The sequence below is a fragment of the Betaproteobacteria bacterium genome, assembly GCA_016194905.1.
Classification (GTDB): Bacteria; Pseudomonadota; Gammaproteobacteria; order Burkholderiales; family JACQAP01; genus JACQAP01.
Map to the genome: position 1 here is coordinate 419,027 of JACQAP010000021.1, position 19,172 is coordinate 438,198.

Annotated in this window: 16 protein-coding genes; 8 read left to right on the forward strand and 8 right to left on the reverse strand. The window is 60.6% G+C overall.

Features of this window, described 5'->3' with window-relative positions; translation table 11 throughout:
• The first annotated feature begins 97 nt into the window (after positions 1–97).
• A complete protein-coding gene (pbpC, locus tag HY067_16025) occupies positions 98–2,257 on the forward strand; it encodes a penicillin-binding protein 1C (GenBank protein MBI3529459.1) in 2,160 nt (719 codons plus the stop codon).
• 298 nt (positions 2,258–2,555) lie between these two features.
• Positions 2,556–3,929, forward strand: a complete 1,374-nt coding sequence (locus tag HY067_16030; GenBank protein ID MBI3529460.1) for an MFS transporter — start codon at positions 2,556–2,558, stop codon at positions 3,927–3,929.
• A 63-nt stretch (positions 3,930–3,992) separates the two neighbouring features.
• On the opposite strand, the gene HY067_16035 is transcribed toward HY067_16030, so the two are convergent.
• Positions 3,993–5,753: a thioredoxin domain-containing protein gene (locus HY067_16035; GenBank protein MBI3529461.1), complete on the reverse strand. Its 1,761-nt coding sequence runs from the start codon at positions 5,751–5,753 to the stop codon at positions 3,993–3,995.
• Positions 5,754–5,909: 156 nt separating this feature from the next.
• Between HY067_16035 and HY067_16040 the strand changes: the two genes are divergently transcribed.
• The 6 genes from HY067_16040 (at position 5,910) to dnaB (ending at position 10,987) form a co-directional block, all read left to right on the forward strand.
• The gene (locus tag HY067_16040; protein MBI3529462.1) at positions 5,910–7,868 is read left to right on the forward strand and encodes an LTA synthase family protein; all 1,959 of its coding nucleotides are present in this window, start codon (positions 5,910–5,912) and stop codon (positions 7,866–7,868) included.
• Between the two features lie 106 nt (positions 7,869–7,974).
• Complete coding sequence (gene rpsF / locus HY067_16045; GenBank protein ID MBI3529463.1) at positions 7,975–8,382, forward strand: 30S ribosomal protein S6; 408 nt, start codon at positions 7,975–7,977, stop codon at positions 8,380–8,382.
• Positions 8,383–8,409: 27 nt separating this feature from the next.
• Positions 8,410–8,691: a primosomal replication protein N gene (gene priB / locus HY067_16050; GenBank protein ID MBI3529464.1), complete on the forward strand. Its 282-nt coding sequence runs from the start codon at positions 8,410–8,412 to the stop codon at positions 8,689–8,691.
• 4 nt (positions 8,692–8,695) lie between these two features.
• A complete protein-coding gene (locus HY067_16055; protein MBI3529465.1) occupies positions 8,696–8,977 on the forward strand; it encodes a 30S ribosomal protein S18 in 282 nt (93 codons plus the stop codon).
• Between the two features lie 11 nt (positions 8,978–8,988).
• On the forward strand, positions 8,989–9,444 hold the full coding sequence (locus tag HY067_16060; protein ID MBI3529466.1) for a 50S ribosomal protein L9: 456 nt from the start codon (positions 8,989–8,991) through the stop codon (positions 9,442–9,444).
• Between the two features lie 145 nt (positions 9,445–9,589).
• On the forward strand, positions 9,590–10,987 hold the full coding sequence (gene dnaB / locus HY067_16065; GenBank protein ID MBI3529467.1) for a replicative DNA helicase: 1,398 nt from the start codon (positions 9,590–9,592) through the stop codon (positions 10,985–10,987).
• A 284-nt stretch (positions 10,988–11,271) separates the two neighbouring features.
• Here dnaB and HY067_16070 read toward each other — a convergent pair whose 3' ends face one another.
• The 7 genes from HY067_16070 to HY067_16100 form a co-directional block, all read right to left on the reverse strand.
• On the reverse strand, positions 11,272–13,038 hold the full coding sequence (locus tag HY067_16070) for a hypothetical protein (protein MBI3529468.1): 1,767 nt from the start codon (positions 13,036–13,038) through the stop codon (positions 11,272–11,274).
• A gap of 143 nt (positions 13,039–13,181) precedes the next feature.
• On the reverse strand, positions 13,182–14,612 hold the full coding sequence (locus HY067_16075) for a PhoH family protein (GenBank protein MBI3529469.1): 1,431 nt from the start codon (positions 14,610–14,612) through the stop codon (positions 13,182–13,184).
• Positions 14,613–14,707: 95 nt separating this feature from the next.
• Positions 14,708–15,175 carry a peroxiredoxin gene (locus HY067_16080; GenBank protein MBI3529470.1) on the reverse strand — a complete coding sequence of 156 codons (468 nt, stop codon included), beginning with the start codon at positions 15,173–15,175 and terminating at the stop codon, positions 14,708–14,710.
• Between the two features lie 87 nt (positions 15,176–15,262).
• The gene (locus HY067_16085; GenBank protein ID MBI3529471.1) at positions 15,263–16,177 is read right to left on the reverse strand and encodes a 4-deoxy-4-formamido-L-arabinose-phosphoundecaprenol deformylase; all 915 of its coding nucleotides are present in this window, start codon (positions 16,175–16,177) and stop codon (positions 15,263–15,265) included.
• A 3-nt stretch (positions 16,178–16,180) separates the two neighbouring features.
• Positions 16,181–17,224 carry a bifunctional UDP-4-keto-pentose/UDP-xylose synthase gene (locus tag HY067_16090; protein MBI3529472.1) on the reverse strand — a complete coding sequence of 348 codons (1,044 nt, stop codon included), beginning with the start codon at positions 17,222–17,224 and terminating at the stop codon, positions 16,181–16,183.
• Between the two features lie 14 nt (positions 17,225–17,238).
• A complete protein-coding gene (locus HY067_16095; GenBank protein MBI3529473.1) occupies positions 17,239–18,165 on the reverse strand; it encodes a formyltransferase in 927 nt (308 codons plus the stop codon).
• A gap of 7 nt (positions 18,166–18,172) precedes the next feature.
• Positions 18,173–19,171, reverse strand: a complete 999-nt coding sequence (locus tag HY067_16100) for a glycosyltransferase (protein ID MBI3529474.1) — start codon at positions 19,169–19,171, stop codon at positions 18,173–18,175.
• Position 19,172: the final 1 nt, after the last annotated feature.

The window sequence follows — 19,172 nt, forward strand, 5'->3', positions numbered from 1 at the left end:
GCTGAACCACGGAGATCACGGATACCCTCGCGAAGCGTGGAGTACCCTTTTAAGACACGGAGAAATAACTGAGAATCCTGGTTGTGATTTTTTCGGGATGAGATCTTCGACCTTGTCTTTCTCCGTCCTCTCCGTGTCCTCCGTGGTGAAAGGTGTTGTCTTTGCAGTCCTGGCGCTGCTCGCGCACGCAGCCATGGCAGATACCCCGCCCTTCGACGAAGTGAAGAGCCGCTGGACGTCGACCGAAGGCGTCCTGCTCGACCGCCATGGGGCGCCGATCCACGAATTGCGCGTGATCGAGCACGGCAGGCGGCTGGCATGGACGCGGCTGGATGAGATATCGCCGGCGGCACTGGCGACCATCGTCCGCGCCGAAGACAAGCGCTTTTACCAGCATCACGGCGTAGACTGGCTCGCAATGTCGGACGCCGCACTGGACACGCTGCTGTTCTCGCAGCCGCGCGGAGCATCGACCATATCGATGCAGGTCGCCTCGCATCTGGACGCCGCGCTACGGCCGACCCGGCAAAAGCGCACCGTGTCGCAGAAGTGGGACCAGATCGCCGCTTCGCGGGAGTTGGAGAAATCCTGGAGCAAACGCCAGATCCTCGAGGCCTATTTAAACCTCTCGACTTTCCGCGGCGAGCTGCAGGGCGTGGGTGCGGCCTCGCGTGCGCTGTTCGGCAAGGACCCGAGCGGTCTCGACGAGCCGGAGTCGCTGCTGCTCGCCGTGTTGCTGCGCGGACCGAATGCGAAACCGGAAGGGGTGGCGAAAAGGGCCTGCCTGCTTGCCGGAAATATGAAGATCGAAGTGCATTGCGCGCAACTGCAGATGCTGGCACTGTCGGCCCTGCCGGCCGCACCGAGCATTGCGCCGCGTGTCGCACTGGCACCGCATGTGGCGCGGGAGCTGCTCTCGGCGAATCATCCACGCGTGCAGACGACGCTCGATGCCGAATTGCAGGCCTACGCGACGGAGCTGCTGCAGCAACAACTAGCTGCACTTGCCGATAGCCATGTTGCCGACGCGGCCGCACTCGTAGTAAACAATCGCAGCGGCGAAGTACTGGCCTACATCGGCAACGCCGGGACAGCCGCGAGCGCAATCTACGTAGACGGCGTACGTGCGCCCCGCCAGGCCGGGTCGGCGCTGAAACCTTTCCTCTATCAGATGGCAATCGAGCAGAAGCTGATCACCGCGGCTTCGCTGATCGATGATTCCCCGGTGAACCTGATTACCCCCAGCGGATTCTACGTACCCCAGAACTACGATCGCGATTTCAAGGGGCTGGTCAGTGCGCGCACAGCCTTGTCGTCGTCTCTGAACGTTCCGGCCGTGCGCACTTTGATGCTGGTGGGCGCGGATGCCTTTGTCGAACGCCTGCAGACGCTGGGATTCGACGAGGTCATCCACGACGGCGACTTTTACGGCTTCTCGCTGGCCCTGGGTTCGGCCGAAGTCAGCTTGTGGCAATTGACCAATGCCTATCGCGCCATCGCCAACGGCGGACATTGGTCGCCGTTGAGGCTGGAGAGGGCGATGAGGACAGCGCCGACACAGGTGCTCGATCCGGCCGCTTCGTGGATCGTCGCCAGCATGCTCTCCGATCCGCTGGCCAGGAGCGTGACTTTCGGGTTGGAGAATTCTCTGGCTTCGCGCCACTGGGCCGCGGTGAAGACCGGGACCAGCAAGGACATGCGCGATAACTGGTGCGTTGGTTTCAGCGATCGTTATACCGTCGGCATCTGGGTCGGCAATTTCGACGGCAGTCCCATGCGCGATGTGTCGGGCGTCACCGGCGCCGCGCCGATATGGATCGAACTGATCGATTTCCTGCATCGTCGTTCGACTTCGACTCAGCCACCCAGACCGCAGTCGGTGACGTCGCGGTGGATCGAATACGAACAAGAAATCGAGGCGGCGCGCGAAGAATTCTTTGTCGCAGGGACCGAGATCGGCGTAGTTGCCGCAAAGGTAGCGGGAACGATTCACGCAGGAATCGCCTATCCGGGCAACGGCAGCATTATCGCGCTTGATCCGGACATTCCGGACCGCGTGCAGCGAGTGCACTTCGTGGCTGCTCCGCCGTTGCCCGGCCAGCGCTGGCAGCTCGACGGGGAAACGGTCGGCACGCCGAACCAGCCGGTGCTCTGGGCCCCGCAACCCGGGCGTCACGACCTCGTCCTGGTGGATGCAGGCGGCGAAGAACTGGACCGTGTTCGCTTCGAGGTGCGCGGTACGGCGCGGGCGCAATAGCGACTACAAAATGCGTCACGCTCGGTGCCGTGCCGGTCTTATTTTCGGGAGAGGGCACGGATTCCGCTGCACGGGCGCCTAGCAGGCGATCTTGCTGACACGCCTCCCGCCTCGTTAGAGCGGCGTTCGCGTTGCAGTGCGGCAATGCGATGGGGGTGCAATCCGTTTTCGGGAGACCCCGAAGCGGGTCGGGGCTGCTACACTACTGCCCCGAAATCAACGACAATCGGACGCGGCGCGATCGGGAGCAACTCGATCCAAGCCGCGCCGTACATAACAAAACACGAGGAGGGATACAGTGGCCACAACTTTTTCCGCGGAGTTCGAAAAATCGACCTATGGCAAGGTCGCCTGGCGTCTGATTCCGTTTCTGTTCCTTTGCTACATCGTCGCTTTCCTGGATCGCGTCAATGTCGGCTTCGCCAAGCTGCAGATGGCACCCGACCTCAGCTTTTCCGATACGGTCTACGGTTTCGGCGCCGGGGTATTCTTCATCGGTTACTTCATCTTCGAGGTGCCGAGCAACGTGTTGCTCGAACGCATCGGCGCGCGCGTGTGGATCGCACGCATCATGATCACATGGGGCATCATTTCATCCGCGTTCGTGTTTACCCCGAATATGCACTGGGGTTCGGTTGCGACGCTGTTCAACTGCACCGATCCCGAGTTCACTTTCTATTTCCTGCGTTTCCTGCTCGGTGTCGCCGAGGCCGGCTTCTTCCCCGGCATCATCCTCTACCTGACCTACTGGTTCCCCGGTCCGCGCCGCGCCAAGATGGTTGCGTTGTTCATGACCGCGATCGCCATCTCCAACGTGGTCGGCTCGCCGATATCGGGCGCCATCATGCAGTACATGGACGGCATCAACGGCTGGAGGGGCTGGCAGTGGCTGTTCGTGCTTGAAGGACTGCCCTCAGTCGTGATCGGTGTCCTGGTATTCGTTCTGCTGCCAAACGGCCCGAAGACTGCGAAGTGGCTCACACCCCAGGAGCGGGACATGGTGGTCCAGCGCATCCAGGACGAAGATGCCGGCAAGCAGGAACTCGGCAAGCGTGCCCACTTCCTGGATGCATTCAGGGATTACCGCGTCTGGGCACTGGCGGCGGTCTATTTTTGCGGCGTGGTGTGTTTCTACGCGGTGAACTTCTGGATGCCCACCATCATCCAGGAACTAGGCATCGCCAAGACGGATTTCCTGTTGGTCGGACTGATCAGCATGATTCCGTGGGGTCTGGCTGCGGTGGCGATGGTCGTGTGGGGGGCGCATTCGGACCGCACGGGCGAGCGCCGCTGGCACGCCGCCGGCGGGCTGCTGGTCGGCATAGTGGGGCTGATCGGACTGGCAATCGTCGGCAAGAACGCCATACCGGCCATCATTGCGCTGAGTCTGGTGACCGTCGGCATCTTGTCATGGGTGGTGACTTTCTGGTCGCTGCCGACCAGTTTCCTGTCGGGGACGGCGGCCGCTGCGGGCATCGCATGGATCAACTCCGTCGGCAACCTGGGTGGCCACTTCGGTCCGGATCTCATCGGACGCATACGCACGGCAACCGGCGGAGCCAGCGAGGCGGCGTTCTATACCCTTGCGGGCGTGGCATTGCTCGGTGCCATCATCATCCTCGTGCTGCCGAAAACGGAGCAACGCAGTACGGTTCCACAACCGCAGCACTAGGGCAGGGTTTCGGATTGTGGCAAAAAAGCCCGCTTCGGCGGGCTTTTTTCATTGGTGGTCCAGCTACTTGCTCAAACGTCGTGCCAGCGCCAGCAGTTCGTCACCGGTAAAGACCGGCAGCGAGCAACGATTTTGCGCGCATACGTAAGCGGCCGCCCTCGGCAATTCCGGATATTGCACATCCGGATTCGGCATCGGGCCTTCGGCACGATCCCACCATTCGATGCGCTTGTATCCGTCGGGATGACCCTGCGCGCTTGCGAACAGCGCTTGCGCCGCGGCATCGGATTTCGCGCCGACGATGGTGAGGTGAGCCGGACTGCCGGCGAGTTCGGCGTCCGCGATCAGGATGCCGGCCTCGCTGCGGCGCCTGAGTGCGACTTCACGGGTGACCAGAAAACGCATCGCGTATTCCGCGTGAGCCCGGTATTCGTCGTTGCCGGCGTAACGCGCCAGCAGGTTGGCGAAGCGCGCCATCATGATGTTCTCGTCGGATTGCGGCAGAGGCGCAAGCGCGCCGCTTCCCGCCGCCGCGGTTACATAGCCTGCGGTGGCGCCGGCGAAATTGGCGTGAATGAAATGCTCCGCATTCTCGGCATGTCGCAGCCATTCACGCTCGCCCGTGATCTGGTAGAGCGCGAGAAAGCCGCGACCCATCGCCAGTGTATCCTCGAGATAGGGGCCGGCGGCAGCGGATTCATCGTGGCGAAAACCACCGGCCGGAAGCGCCCGCTTGTCGAGCGCCCAGTGTGCGGCCGTGACTGCGCGCCGCCGCACGTCTGTATCGCCGCCGGCCGCGTAGTACGCGGCCAATCCCTGGATCATCCAACCGTTCTCGCGGGCGTACAGATGGGTATCGATCGCCGGCATGCCGCGGCTGCGGCGGTCGGCATCGGACAGCGCGAAATAATCTTCGCTGTGACGGCCCTTTACGAGATCCGCATCCTGGCTCACGTAGAAGGCGCCGTCCTGCGAAAGCAGAAAGCCGGTCGTGTACTCGTAGATCTTCTTCGCTGCGTCGAGGTAACGCCGATCGCCGAGGGCCAGCGCCGCCAGTGAATACAGGCGCATGTGCTCGGCCTGCACGAACATGATTTTTTCGTAGTGCGGGTGTTTCCAGTCGCTGTCGGTCGAGTACTGATAAACGCCGCCCCATGCCGGGTCTATGAGATTGAGCGATCCCGCCAGGGTCTGCGCCGCCATCTTGCGCGCCTGCTGGTCGCCGTTCCTGGCGAGCATCAGCGCGTACTCGACGCTGTCCCGGTCCATGAATTTCTGTTGCTGGAGGAGGCCTCCGAGCTTGAAATCGTGACTGTCGACGAAGCTCTTCTTGAGCGTGCGGCGCACCTCTTCCAGCAGCAACGGACTGGTCGAATATTGTTTCGGTTGCTCGCTGTCGCGGTATTTGACCGGTGTCGGATCCTTGACGATGGCCTCGAGCAGTGAAGCAAAACGCGGCGGCGGAACATAGCCGGAACGTTTGACGATCTCCTTGCCGTCGGCAGCGAACACGATGGTTGCCGGCCAGCCATAATCCTCGTAGCGGCGCGACAGATCCGGACGCGCATCCTGGTCGACCCTGACTGCGATGTAGCGGTCCCGGATCAGTTTTATCACGGCATCGTCGTGATAGGTTTGCTCTTCCATCACGTGGCACCAGTGGCACCAGACCGCTTCCAGATCGAGCAATACGAAACGATGCTCTTTTCTGGCCTGCTCGAAAACGGCTTCGGACCAGGGTTGCCAAGGGATGCTCTCGGCGGCGCAAACCGTGGAACTCAGTGCCAGAACGATGTAAAGGAGCGGGCCGGCCAGTCTGTTCATGAACAATCCTCCGTAGCTAGTGTTGTACGGAGTCGGAGCCGAAATGGATTTGATGGCCGTTATCCGGTACTGAGGCGGATTCCCCGGTAAACTAGCGCCCGCCCGGGCCGCTGACCGCGCGGGCCGTCTATCGATTCGATCATGATCCCGGAAAAAATGTCCCAGTCAGTCCCCGGCCGAGTTCGTGCCGCTCTTGGAAGTGCGCTGTCCGATGAACGCCTGCGCCTGTGGTGGCTACTGGGTGCCCTGTATCTGTGCGTTTCCACGCTGACGCGTGTCGTTCTGGCGGGTGTTGCGATCTCCCAAGGCCAGGCGAGCCTGAGCAACGTGCCCGCCATGATGGCGGTCGGATTGTTGTTCGACATCGTCACGGCACTGGATCTGTTTGCGCTGTTTGCGCTTTATCTCGTGGCGATGCCCGGGCGCATCTACAACAGCAGATGGCATCGATGGCTGCTCGTTGGCACATTCTCGCTGGTGGTTTTCGGCCTGATCTACCTCGGTGCAGTCGAATATTTCTTTTTCGACGAGTTCAATTCGCGTTTCAACTTCGTTGCGGTGGAATACCTCATCTACCCGCATGAAGTGTTCGTCAACATCTGGCAATCGTACCCGGTGGCGAGGGTCATGCTCGCCACCCTCGCGCTGACCGCGGCTGCGATATGGTTCATGCGCAAACCTTTGCTCGGCGAGCGTACGCCTGCCGGTTCGCGGCGTATCCGCCTCGCCACGCTGGCGGTTTTGGCGGCAGCGATCGGTCTGGGGCAGGCGACACTGAACGTAACCGCCGGGCGTTACTCCGACAATCGCGTGGTCAACGAACTGGCGATGAACGGTGTCTATTCCTTCTTCAACGCGGCGCTGAACAGCGAGCTCGATTATCGTACCTATTACCTGTCGATGCCGGACGATGAAGCGGACCAACGCCTGCGCAAGATGATGACGACGCGGCATTCGACGTTTTTTTCCGAAACCGACCACATCGAACGCCATGTCGTGGGCAACGGACCGCCGCAGCATCTGAACGTGGTCGTGCTGCTCGAAGAATCGCTGGGCGCGGAATTCGTCGGTGCCTACGGCGACAAGCGCGGGCTTACGCCCGTGCTCGACAACCTGGCGAAGGAAAGCATGTTGTTCACGCGCGCCTACGCCACCGGTACGCGAACCGTACGCGGCATGGAAGCGGTCTCGGCATCCTTTCCGCCGGTGCCGGGGGAATCCATCGTCAAGCGGCCGCATAACGAAGGCATGTTCAACTGGTCGACGGTGATGGCGAAGAACGGCTACGTCCCGACGTTCATCTACGGCGGGTTCGGCACCTTCGACAACATGAATTATTTTTTCGGCTCGAACGGGTATCGCGTGGTCGATCGGACCGACATGGATGAACCGCACTTCGCCAATATCTGGGGCGTGTCGGACGAAGACCTGTTCCGCAATGCCGTGCGCGTGTTCGACGACCAGCACGGCCGCGGCGAAAAAATCTACTCCATCATCATGACCACGTCGAACCACAAGCCATACACCTTTCCTCCGGGCGTGGAGGGTGTGCCGGTAAAGGGAGGGGGCAGGGACGCGGGCGTACGCTACGCGGACTACGCCATCGGCCGATTCTTCGAAATGGCAAAAGCGAAGCCGTGGTTCGACGATACGCTCTTCGTCATCGTTGCCGATCACGGTGCCAGAGTGTATGGCCGTGAAGATATTCCCATAAGAACCTACGAGATTCCGCTGCTGCTGTACTCGCCGAAACACATCAAACCCGGGCCGGTGGATATGCTCACGAGCCAGATCGACGTGGCGCCGACCGTGCTGGGAATTCTGGATTTCAACTACGATTCGACTTTCTTCGGCATCGACGTGCTCAGGGACAGTCATCCGGGCCGATTGATTCCGTTGAACCACAACCGGGACATCGCGCTGTTCGATGGACGCAATCTGATCGAAATCGGTTTCCGCAAGACTTCGGCACAGTATGTCTATGATGCGGTCACCCATAGCCAGACGCCGGTTGCAGTCGATCCCGAGCGGACGAAGGATGCGATCGCCATTTTCCAGGAAGCCTTCGAGCTGTATAGCGAGCGCCGGTACCGCATCGCCGAGCGGCCTGATTGATCTTCAAGGGCAATTCGGTATAATGCCGGCCTTCCTTGCCTTACCGGGTCCGCATCCCGGAAGGCTTTCCGCCCCGAACGGGGCCTACCCACAAGGAGACAAATCAATGCGGCATTACGAGATCGTTTTCATCGTCCATCCCGACCAGAGCGAACAGGTCCCCGGGATGATCGAACGCTACCGCCAGATGGTGACCTCGCGCGGTGGACACATCCATCGGCTCGAGGACTGGGGCCGCCGTCAGCTGACTTTCCCGATCCAGAAGGTGCACAAGGCGCACTACGTGCTCATGAACATCGAGTGCGACCAGTCCGCTCTGGATGAGCTCGAACATGCGTACAAGTTCAATGATGCGGTGCTGCGCCATCTGATCGTGAACATGACGCGCGCGGTGACCGAGCCTTCCCCGATGATGAAGGAAGAGAAGTCGCGTACCGTGGTCGGCGAAGGCGCCAGGACTGATAGCCCCAGGTCCGAAGGCGGCGAAAAGCCGGCCCCGGCAGAGACCGCTTAGGTCCGGGTGAACCGCAACACGACGGTTTTGAGCGGAACACTGATCGGGCGCGAACAGCTTCGACATACGCCTGCCGGGATGCCCGCGCTGAATTTCAGGATAGGCCACGTTTCCGAGCAGGTCGAAGCAGGCAGGCCCAGAAGCGTCAGCCTCGAGATCGACGGGGTGGCGCTGGGCGAAGTGGCCGAAAAACTGAGCCGGATGCCGCTGGAAGGCGAATACAGCTTCGAAGGCTTCCTGGCGCTGCGCAGCAGGCAGTCGAGACTACCCGTGTTGCATGTGAACAGTTTTGAATTGAATCGAGGATAGATCAATGGCACGTTTCGGAGGCAGTAAAGGCAAAGGCAAGGACAAAGGCAAGGAACGCAGCAATCGCCCGTTGTTCCGTCGCCGCAAGTTCTGCCGCTTTACCGCGGAAGGCATCAAGGAAGTGGACTACAAGGACGTTGAAATCCTGAAGGATTTCATCAACGAAAACGGCCGCATCATTCCGGCCCGCATCACCGGCACGAAGACGCACTTCCAGCGACAACTGTCGGTGGCCATCAAGCGCGCGCGCTACCTGGCGTTGCTGCCGTATACCGATCTGCACTGAGGAGCGCGGACATGCAAATCATCCTGATGGAAAAAGTGCACAACCTCGGCCAGCTCGGCGATGTCGTCAAGGTCAAGGACGGCTTCGCCCGCAATTTCCTGATCCCGCAGGGCAAGGCCAAGCGTGCGACCGAAAAGGCGATCGAGGAATTCAAGGTGCGCCGTGCCGAGCTCGAGGCCGTGCATAACAAGGCGCTCGCGCTTGCCCAGGAGCGCGCGGGCAAGCTCGAAGGCCTGATGATCCAGATCACGCAGAAGGCCGGCGTGGATGGCCGGCTGTTCGGTTCGGTGACCAACTATGACATCGCCGAGTCGCTGAAAGCCCAAGGTCATGAAGTGACCAAGGCCATGGTGCGGCTGCCCCAAGGGCCGCTCAAGCAGGTCGGAGACTATCCCATCACGCTTGATCTCAACGCCGACGTCACGACGACCATTACGGTCTCGGTTCTGGGCGACACTTCGAACTGATTCGCAGGCGGTCGTTAAGAAAAAAAAGGGCTGTGAAAACAGCCCTTTTAATTTTTCTTCTTGCGTGCCTCATCGGCTTCCGAATAATAGCTAGCGTCAGATCCGTTCGCGCCACCTTTTCGCTTTTACAACACCTCCATATCTCATGGCGCCGTTCGCAACGCAACGTGTCGGCGTCGCCGACACCCAGGTCGAGTTCATCAAACTGCCGCCGCATTCGGTGGAGGCGGAGCAGTCGGTGCTCGGCGGGTTGCTGCTCGATAATGCGGCCTGGGACAAGATCGCCGACATGATCGGCGAATCGGATTTCTACCGCGCCGATCATCGGCTTATTTACCGGCATGTCTCGAAGCTGATCAGCAATTCAAGGCCGGCCGACGTCATCACCGTCTCCGAAAGCCTGGAGAGTACCAAGGAGCTGGATGGCATCGGCGGGCTCGCCTACCTCGGCGCGCTGTCGCAGAACACGCCCACCGCCGCCAACATCCGGCGCTATGCAGAGATCGTGCGCGACCGCGCAGTGATGCGCAAGCTGGCCGAGGTCGGCACCGAAATCGCCGAGACGGCTTACAACCCGATGGGCAGGGAAGCGGGGCAATTGCTCGACGAGGCGGAATCGAAGGTGTTTGCGATTTCGGAAGAGGGGGCGCGCGGCAAGCAGGGTTTCCAACAGATTTCTCCGATCCTAACGCAAGTTGTCGAAAAGATTGACGAACTCTACAACTCACCCAGTAAATCCAATGTAACGGGTGTCCCGACTGGATTCACGGATCTGGACGAAAAAACCGCCGGGCTGCAACCTGGGGACTTAATTGTCGTGGCGGGGCGCCCGTCAATGGGGAAAACGTCCCTGGCGATGAATATCGCGGAACATGTTGCTGTAGACGAGCGACTTCCCGTGGGTGTGTTCAGCATGGAAATGGGCGCATCCCAACTTTGCATGAGGATGCTCGGAAGCATTGGAAGGCTGGACCAGCATAAATTGCGTATCGGCAAGCTGGACGATGGAGATTGGAGAAAACTTACCGAGGCGGTTGGAAAATTGAACGATGCGCCGCTTCATATCGACGACACAGCGGCGCTGAATCCGCTGGAACTGCGTGCACGGGCCCGCAGATTACATCGTGAGTACGGCAAATTGGGATTGATCGTCGTTGATTACCTGCAGTTGATGTCTTCCAGCACCCAAGGTGAAAATCGGGCCACTGAGATTTCAGAAATCTCGCGATCCTTGAAAGGATTGGCCAAGGAACTGAATTGCCCCGTGGTCGCGCTATCGCAGCTCAATCGCAGCTTGGAGCAACGTCCGGACAAGCGACCAATGATGTCCGACCTCCGGGAATCAGGTGCTATCGAGCAGGATGCCGATGTAATTCTGTTTATTTATCGTGATGAGGTCTACACCAAGGAGGCCTCAACTGTGAAAGGGCAGGCGGAAGTCATTGTCGGCAAGCAGCGAAACGGGCCAACCGGAACTGTCACCCTAACTTTTCTCGGCGAGTACACTAGGTTCGCCAACTTCGCCGATCCCGGCCGCTTCTGATCCGCGGCTTACAAGCCTTCAGTCTTCACCGCAGAGGACGCGGAGGACGCCGAGGAAAATCAAGAACAGACAGACTCGGAAGTGGCATGCGCTCTGGTAGGCATTGTCAGTCCGACGGGTGATTTGCTTTCAAGTCAGGGCTGATCAATTCTCGCTTGCTACCGGCAAGAAAAGCCGCCACAGCTTTTCTTCGTGTCTTCCTGGGGATCTTTTCGGTTTCGACTTTCCTCTGCGTCCTCCGCGTCCTCTGCGGTGAAAGCCTTAGACCTTAGGACTCTCGCGGTTCAGACCGCGGGCGGATTCTCGCGCGGGAAATGGTTCCTGAACTCGCGCGCGGCCTTCGCCAGTTCGACATCCATCTTTTCCTGCCGGTAGATTGCCATCAGCTTGATCCAGGAATCCCTGTCCTTGGGATCCTTGTGAACCTGGAATTGCAACAGACTCAATGCATTCTGGGTGCGCCCAAGTGCGATGAAACGATCCACGTCCGTGAACATCGAGCGCGTGTTGTCGAGCGCCTGATCCATCTCGAAGAGCACATCGTTCGACAGACCGGCGATCTGAGGCTGAGCCGGCGGCTCGCTTTCGAGCTTGAGATCCACGTCGGTTGTCGGTTGCGTCGCCTGGTTGTCGGGGGCGGGTTCGGGCGCGCGCCCGGGTTCGGTAGTAGGCGGCGGTTCGTCACCGGATTCTCCGGGCTCCGGGCTGGCGGGCGGCAGCCGCGGCGTAGGCGGGGGCATCGGCAGGCTAATCCGTGGAGCCGGCGCCGGCTTCGGGGCGGATTCCAGTTCGCGCATCACAGTTGCCGCGGTCGCCAGCATGCGGTCGAGTTGCTCGTCGGTATCGGCGAGGCCGCGCGTAAACGAACCGCGTCGGCCGAATGCGAAGCCGCTGAGTGCCGCCGCAACGATGAATCCCGCAAACCCGAGCCAGATGTACCAGGAAATCGGCTCGGTCTGCACACGAATTTCCTGACGCGGTGGCGGAGGCGGCGGCACCGGCTTCGCCTCAACGGGCGCGGGCGCGGTGGCCGCCGTCTTTTGCAGTGCCATCAGCGACTGCTCGATGCGTTGCAACTGGCTGTCGATGTTTTCCTGCTGCAGGCGCAATTCCTTGACGCCGGATTCCAGCGCGCGCGCCTTCTCGCCCAGCGCTGGCGAACCAGGTGCAACGGCCGCTGCTTCGGCGCCGCAGAGCTGCATCAGCTGTTTGCACTCCTGCGGTCCGGGTTTGTCACCGAGCGCGAGTGCGCGACGCAACGTGTCCGGTTGGCGCGGCTTGACCGGCACTTCCTCGACGACTTCCGCCGGTGCAGCCTCGGCGGGAGGTGTCGCGACGCTGCCGCTCGGACGGCGTGTGCCGGCAGCGGCCTTTGCGGACGCGGGAGGTTTTGTCTGGGCCGATTTTCGGATCTCGCGCAGGTCCGGAAACCAAAGCACCGTGCCGGCGGCGACTTCCCGGTTGACACCGTTCGGAAACACGTTCGGATTGCCCGCGATGACCTGACGCACCAAATCCTGCTGCAGGGCGCGCTGGCCGGGAAAGATGACTGCAGCGATGCCTTCGACGGTGTCGCCTCGCAGGATACTGAGATGAAAGCCGCGACGTTTCGTCGGCGTTGCGCCGGCGCCCGGCTCCGCGGTCTTCGCGGCGGCTGGCGGGATCAGCGCAACGAAGTGTCGGGCGTAGAGCGGGGCGCCCGCACACTGCACCCGCAGAACCAATGCCAGCGCGGGTGCGGTGATCGGTTCCCTGGTGCTGATTTCGACTGCGCTGCGTGCGGCGTTCAGCTTCAGGTTGGCCGTGCTGAGGAAAGGCATTTCCGAACCCGGAGCATCGCTCTCGGGGCCCATCGACAGGCATTCCGTGGAAATGTGTTCGTCCGGCAGCGAAGCGAGTACGGCGGTCGCCAGAAACGGTTCACCCTGATGGGATTTAACGATGATACGCCACAGGTCAACCGGGGCGGCGAGTGCGGAAACAAGGGTGAAAATCCCGGCCAAGGCCGTTATCGCCTGCCACGCCAACTGTGGGGGGATCGGTCTAAGCACTCGCTTTTAACTAGATGTTGTAAGGTTTCAGTGCATATGCACCATATATAGTGTGCGGCAGTCTAGCCCGAACCCGACTGGGGCGCAACGCCCCGCCAACCAGGGTGCCAATCTGCCAAAGAGCCCCTGTCAGAGAACCTCTGTCATAGAACCTCGGCGGCGTGATCCGCCAGCCGCGAGCGTTCGCCGCGCATCAGCGTGACATGGCCGCTGTGCGCCCAGCCCTTGAAGCGATCCACCACGTAAGTCAGACCGGAACTGCCCTCGGTCAGGTAGGGCGTGTCGATCTGCGAGATGTTGCCGAGGCAAACCACCTTGGTGCCCGGACCGGCGCGGGTGATCAGGGTTTTCATCTGCTTCGGAGTGAGGTTCTGCGCCTCGTCGATGATCAGGAACTTGTTGATGAAGGTGCGGCCGCGCATGAAGTTCAGCGACTTCACTTTTATGCGCGAACGGATCAGGTCGCGCGTTGCCGCGCGACCCCATTCGCCGGCCTCGTCGTCGGTCTTGTTGAGTACATCCAGATTGTCGTCGAGCGCGCCCATCCACGGGGTCATCTTTTCTTCCTCGGTACCGGGCAGGAAGCCGATGTCCTCGCCCACCGGCACGGTGACCCGGGTCATGATGATTTCGGAATAGACCTTGTCCTCGAGGGTCTGCATCAGGCCGGCCGCCAGCGTCAGCAGTGTCTTGCCGGTGCCGGCCTGGCCGAGCAGCGTGACGAAGTCCACATCCGGATTCATCAGCAGGTTCAGCGCAAAGTTCTGTTCCCGGTTGCGGGCGACGATGCCCCAGATGTTGTTTTTCTGATGGGTGTATTCACGGATGGTCTGCAGAATCGCCGTCTTGCCGCTTTGCTCCTTGACCTGCGCGTAGAATGGCTTCTCGGTCTCGAGGAACACGAACTCGTTGACCATCAGACTGTCGCACAGTGGTCCACGCACGCGATAATAAGTGCGGCCGTCCTGCTGCCAGGACTCCATTTCCTTGCCGTGCTGGTCCCAGAAATCCGCCGGCAGTCCGCGCACGCCGGTGTACAGCAGGTCGGTGTCTTCGAGGACCTTGTCGTTGAAATAATCCTCCGCCGCAAAGCCCAGGGCACGCGCCTTGATGCGCATGTTGATGTCCTTGCTGACCAGGATCACCTGTCGTTTGTCGTGGGTTTCTTGCAGGTGTTTCACCACACCGATGATCTGGTTGTCCGCCTTGCCGGCCGCCAGTCGTGCCGGCAACTCGCCCGTAATCGATTCGGTCTGCAGGAACAGCCGCCCGGTTGCCTCCTTGGCACCGGCATTCTCCAGCGGGATTCCCGCGGCGATGTCCTCGACAGCCTTGGAAACGATTTCGTCGAGAAAGCGGCTGGCCTGACGCGCATTGCGAGCGACTTCGGACATGCCTCTCTTGTTGGAATCCAGTTCCTCGAGGGTGACCATCGGCAGATACACGTCGTGCTCCTCGAACCGGAACAAGCTCGTCGGATCGTGCATCAAAACGTTGGTATCGAGAACGAACAGCTTGTTGCGAGGGTGAAGCGTGGTGACCAGGGTGGGGGCGGACGCTTTGCGGTGAATCATAAAGCTGCCCCGGAAGGACGGGAAATGAAGCGAATGCGAGAGTGAATAGAGGATTTACTCCGTCGGGGGATCATCCGCGCTCCTGAGTGTGTCGGTTAAATGGATCTTACGAATTCCAGAACCTCCTGGGCATGGCCGGGCACTCTGACGCCGCGCCATTCCTTGCGAACGCTGCCGCGGGCATCGATGACGAACGTGCTGCGCTCGATGCCGTGCACCTGTTTGCCATACATGTTTTTCATCTTCATGACACCGAACAGATTGCAGACTTTCTCGTCCGGGTCGGAAAGCAGGTCGAACGGGAAACCCATCTTCGACTTGAAGCCTTCGTGCGATTTCATGCTATCGCGCGAAACGCCATGGACGGCGCAACCGAGTTTTGCGAATTCCGCATGCAGGTCGCGGAACTGCTGGCCTTCGGTGGTGCAGCCCGGGGTGTTGTCCTTCGGATAAAAGTAGAGGACCAGCGGGCTTCCCAGGGAGGCTGAGAGCTTGAACGTCTTGCTCCCGGTCGAAGCGATCTCGAAATCGGGAACCTTGAGGCCAACCAGCGAAGTTTCCATTGCCTGAGGCTATGTTTACCGAAACCTTGGTCGAATGCAATACCAAAATGTGGAGTGTAAGGGTGAAGGGTTGGAGCCTGGGAGGTATCAGGTACCGGCGAGAAATTCGCGACCCTGCAAGGCCAGTACGCCGCTGCGACCGGGGATCGGGCCGGTGGCGATTTCGTGTCGCGGCAAATCGTCGAATGTCAGGGATTCCAGGTAGTTGCCGAGCGAGACCAGTTCGTGTCCCTGGTCCCGCCAGCCGTCCAGAAGCTGCTCGAAGAGCGGGGCGAACTTCATGCCTTCCAGTTCGGCGTGCAACGTGAACACGTGTCCGGACGGGGTTTGCTTTCGCGTCAACTCCAGCAGCCGGTCGACGACATTCCCGGCAGTGACGCCATCCAGGCCGATCATTTCGTCCAGCGTGGGCAGCGTCGTGGGCAATTGCGGACAGGCGACAATCTCGCCCTGATAGACCGGCACGAAAGGTCCGCTGCCACGCGTGTCCGAGCAGAAATTGAAACCCAGCCGTTGCGTGAGCCGGTAGGCATGGCGATTCATCTGCCAGCCCGCCGCACCGTGTATGCGCGCTGGTTCGCCGAAAATTTCCTCGAAGCGCTCGCAGGCAAGGTCCATCTGCCGGCGCGTCCACCGCGCATCGGCACGGACTACATTGTCCTGCCACAACACGTGATCCCAGGTGTGGATTCCGACTTCGAACCCGGCATCGCGCACATCGCGCATGACGCCCGCGCATTCCCTTCCAATATCGGGCGCGGGAAGCAGGGTCCCGTAGAGCAGGGTCTTGAAGCCGTAGTGCTTGAGCACGGAGGTACGGCGCACCTTGCGCAGAAATCCGGCGCGAAACACGCGCGTGATGGCTCTGCCGGTGTGATCTGGCCCGACTGAAAACAGAAAACTGGCGCCGGCTTTGCGCGCCTTCAGGATTTCCACCAGGCGCGGCGCGCCCTGACGGGTGCCACGATAGGTATCGACGTCTATCTTGAGGGCCAGTTTCATGAATCAATTGACCAGATTGCGGGCATCGGCCACGTGGCTGCGATAGGCATCGAAGATATTCCTGAGCGCAGTCTGCATGTCGACTTTCGGTTGCCAGCCGAGATCCTTGCGGGTGTTGTCGATCTTCGGTACCCGGTTCTGCACGTCCTGGTAACCGTTGCCGTAATAGGCATCGGAGGTGGTTTCGACCGTTTTTACCAGCTTCGCGGCCGCCTGGTACTCGGGATAGGTGAGGGCGAGATCGACCATCATCTTCGCCAGTTCGCGAACCGAATAGTTGTTTTTCGGGTTACCGACGTTGTAGATTTTGGCGCTGGCGATGCCGTCCCTGTTTTCGATGATCTTCATCAGCGCGTCGATGCCGTCGTCGATATAGGTGAAGGCGCGTTTCTGAGTGCCGCCGTCCACCAGTTTGATGGCCTCGCCGCGCACGATATGGCCGAAGAATTGCGTGATCACCCGCGAGCTGCCTTCCTTCGGCGTGTGGATGTTGTCCAGCCCGGCCCCGATCCAGTTGAAGGGACGGAACAAAGTGTAGTCGAGCCCTTCCTGCTGGCCATAGGCGGCGATGACGCGGTCCATCAACTGTTTGGCGCAGGCGTAGATCCAGCGCGGCTTGTTGATCGGCCCGTAGATCAACTCGGAACTTTCCGGATCGAACTCGCCATCCCGGCACATTCCGTAGACTTCGGACGTGGAAGGGAAGATCACCCGTTTGCCGTACTTCACCGCGTGGCGCACGATCGGCAGATTGGCCTCGAAGTCCAGTTCGAACACTCGCAGCGGCTCCTTGACGTACGTGGCCGGCGTTGCGATTGCCACTAACGGCAGCACCGAGTCGCACTTGCGGATGTGATACTCGATCCATTCCTTGTTGATGGTGATGTCGCCTTCGAAGAAATGGAAGCGCTTGTGGTCGAGCAATGTGGAGACACGCTCGGTCTGCATGTCCATGCCGAACACTTCCCAGTCGGTGGTGTCGATGATGCGCTTGGAAAGATGATGGCCGATGAAGCCGTTTACGCCGAGGATCAGAATTTTTTTCACGTCAGGCTCAGGGTTCAGGAAGGTAATGAAAGGGGGGTGGGGCCGAGCGCGGTATCGATTTCACGAGGCTCGAGCCGCCGCCCGGCAAGTTCGATGTCGTCGATGCGCAAAACGCCGCCATCGGCGCATTGCGCGAAGCAAATCCCGTTTTCCACAAATAGGGTGGGCGCGGAAAAACTGCCGCGGGGTCCGGACTGGCGCAGGGACTTCAGAATGCGCACGGTCTTTCCGGCGATCGTCGTGAAAGCGCCCGGATAGGGCGGAGCGACGCCGCGCACCAGGTTGTGGACCGCCTCGGCGGTGTTGTTCCAGTCGATGCGTCCGTCCTCGGGTTTGCGGCCGCCGAAGTACGATCCGCGCGCCAGCTCCTGTTTGATGCGCGGCGCAGTGCCGGCGATCAACAAGGGAAGACTGCGATGCAGGACGATTTCCGCCGCGAATGTGACCTTGCGGAAGACTTCAGGCGCGGTGTCGTCCGGCAGGATTGGCACCGCCTGCCGGTCGACGATATCACCGGCGTCGGGTTTTTCAACCATGTAGTGCAGCGTGGCCCCGGTTTCCTGTTCGCCCTTGATGACTGCCCAATTGACCGGAACCCTTCCGCGATATTTCGGCAGCAGCGAACCGTGCATGTTCAACGCCCCACGTTTCGCGGCGGCAAGCAGTCGCGAGCCTATCATGTGCCGGAAGTAGAACGAGAACAGGAAATCGGGACTCTCGCCGGTGACTCGCTCGACCGTGGCGGGCAGGTTCGGGTTGTCCGGCGTGATCGCGGGAATACCGTGTTCGCGCGCCACCGCGGCGACACTGTCGAACCAGATGTTCTCGGCCGGATTGTCCTGGTGTGTGACGACCAGGGGCACGGTTACGCCCTGTGCGAGCAGAACTTTCAGGCAGCGCACTCCGACGTCGTGATACGCGAAAACCACGGCGGTGGTCATCGTGGTGTCAGCGGATCGCGGAAGTCTTTTGGAGATCGGCGGGCTTGTCGGCCTGCGCCGTCTCCGGGCGCTCTTCGAGCACGGCGCTGACGATGAAGCGCGGCCGGCGCAGAACTTCCTGGTAGATGCGGCCGATGTATTCGCCCAGCAAGCCGATGCCGAACAGCACTACGCCGAACAGGAAGAACTGCGCGGCGTCCGTCACCGACTGAAACATCCCTTCGGCGGCCTCGCCGCGCACAAGCCGGTGAAAGATCTGGAACACCACCACGCCGGTCGAAGAGACGGCCAGGACAAAGCCGACCAGGGAGAACGCCTGCAACGGCGCCAGCGAGAACCCGGTAACCAGGTCGAAGTTGAGCCGCATCAGCTTGTACAGGGAATACTGGGTCGTGCCGGCCGCGCGCTCTTCGTGCGCGACTTCGACCTCGGCCGGATTGCTGGAAAAAGTGTAGGCCAGCGCCGGAACAAAAGTGTTGACCTCTTCGCATTTGTTGATCGCATCCACGACCTGCCTGTCGTAGGCGCGCAACATGCACCCTTGGTCGGTCATGTGGATGCGCGTAGTGCGCTCCCGCAACCGGTTCAGCAGACGCGAGGCATTGCGGCGAAACCAGGTGTCCTGGCGCTCGGCACGCACTCCGCCGACGTAGTCGTAACCCTCATCCATCTTGGCCAGCAGCTTGCCGATTTCCTCGGGCGGGTTCTGCAAGTCGGCATCCAGCGTCACGATGCGCTTGCCGCGCGAATATTGGAAAGCAGCCATGATCGCCAGGTGCTGGCCGTAGTTGGCGTTGAACAGGATGATCCTGGTGACGTCCGTCCGCCGCTCGAATTGTTTGCGCAACACCGCCGCCGAGCGGTCACGGCTGCCGTCGTTGACAAAAATGATCTCATACGTCATTTCCATCGCGTCCAGCGCCGGATAAAGCCGGGCGAACAAGGCGGGCAGTCCGGCTTCTTCGTTGTAGACCGGGATGACGACCGAAAGGGTGGGTTGGGACATG

Excerpts from the sequence above, each read along its gene's own strand:
- HY067_16060 (MBI3529466.1), top strand. The coding sequence starts at position 8,989 with ATGCAAATCATCCTGATGGAAAAAGTGCACAACCTCGGCCAGCTCGGC.
- HY067_16075 (MBI3529469.1), bottom strand. The coding sequence starts at position 14,612 with ATGATTCACCGCAAAGCGTCCGCCCCCACCCTGGTCACCACGCTTCAC.
- HY067_16100 (MBI3529474.1), bottom strand. The coding sequence starts at position 19,171 with ATGTCCCAACCCACCCTTTCGGTCGTCATCCCGGTCTACAACGAAGAA.
- HY067_16085 (MBI3529471.1), bottom strand. The coding sequence starts at position 16,177 with ATGAAACTGGCCCTCAAGATAGACGTCGATACCTATCGTGGCACCCGT.
- rpsF (MBI3529463.1), top strand. The coding sequence starts at position 7,975 with ATGCGGCATTACGAGATCGTTTTCATCGTCCATCCCGACCAGAGCGAA.
- HY067_16055 (MBI3529465.1), top strand. The coding sequence starts at position 8,696 with ATGGCACGTTTCGGAGGCAGTAAAGGCAAAGGCAAGGACAAAGGCAAG.
- pbpC (MBI3529459.1), top strand. The coding sequence starts at position 98 with ATGAGATCTTCGACCTTGTCTTTCTCCGTCCTCTCCGTGTCCTCCGTG.
- HY067_16040 (MBI3529462.1), top strand. The coding sequence starts at position 5,910 with ATGTCCCAGTCAGTCCCCGGCCGAGTTCGTGCCGCTCTTGGAAGTGCG.
- HY067_16095 (MBI3529473.1), bottom strand. The coding sequence starts at position 18,165 with ATGACCACCGCCGTGGTTTTCGCGTATCACGACGTCGGAGTGCGCTGC.
- dnaB (MBI3529467.1), top strand. The coding sequence starts at position 9,590 with ATGGCGCCGTTCGCAACGCAACGTGTCGGCGTCGCCGACACCCAGGTC.
- HY067_16080 (MBI3529470.1), bottom strand. The coding sequence starts at position 15,175 with ATGGAAACTTCGCTGGTTGGCCTCAAGGTTCCCGATTTCGAGATCGCT.
- HY067_16035 (MBI3529461.1), bottom strand. The coding sequence starts at position 5,753 with ATGAACAGACTGGCCGGCCCGCTCCTTTACATCGTTCTGGCACTGAGT.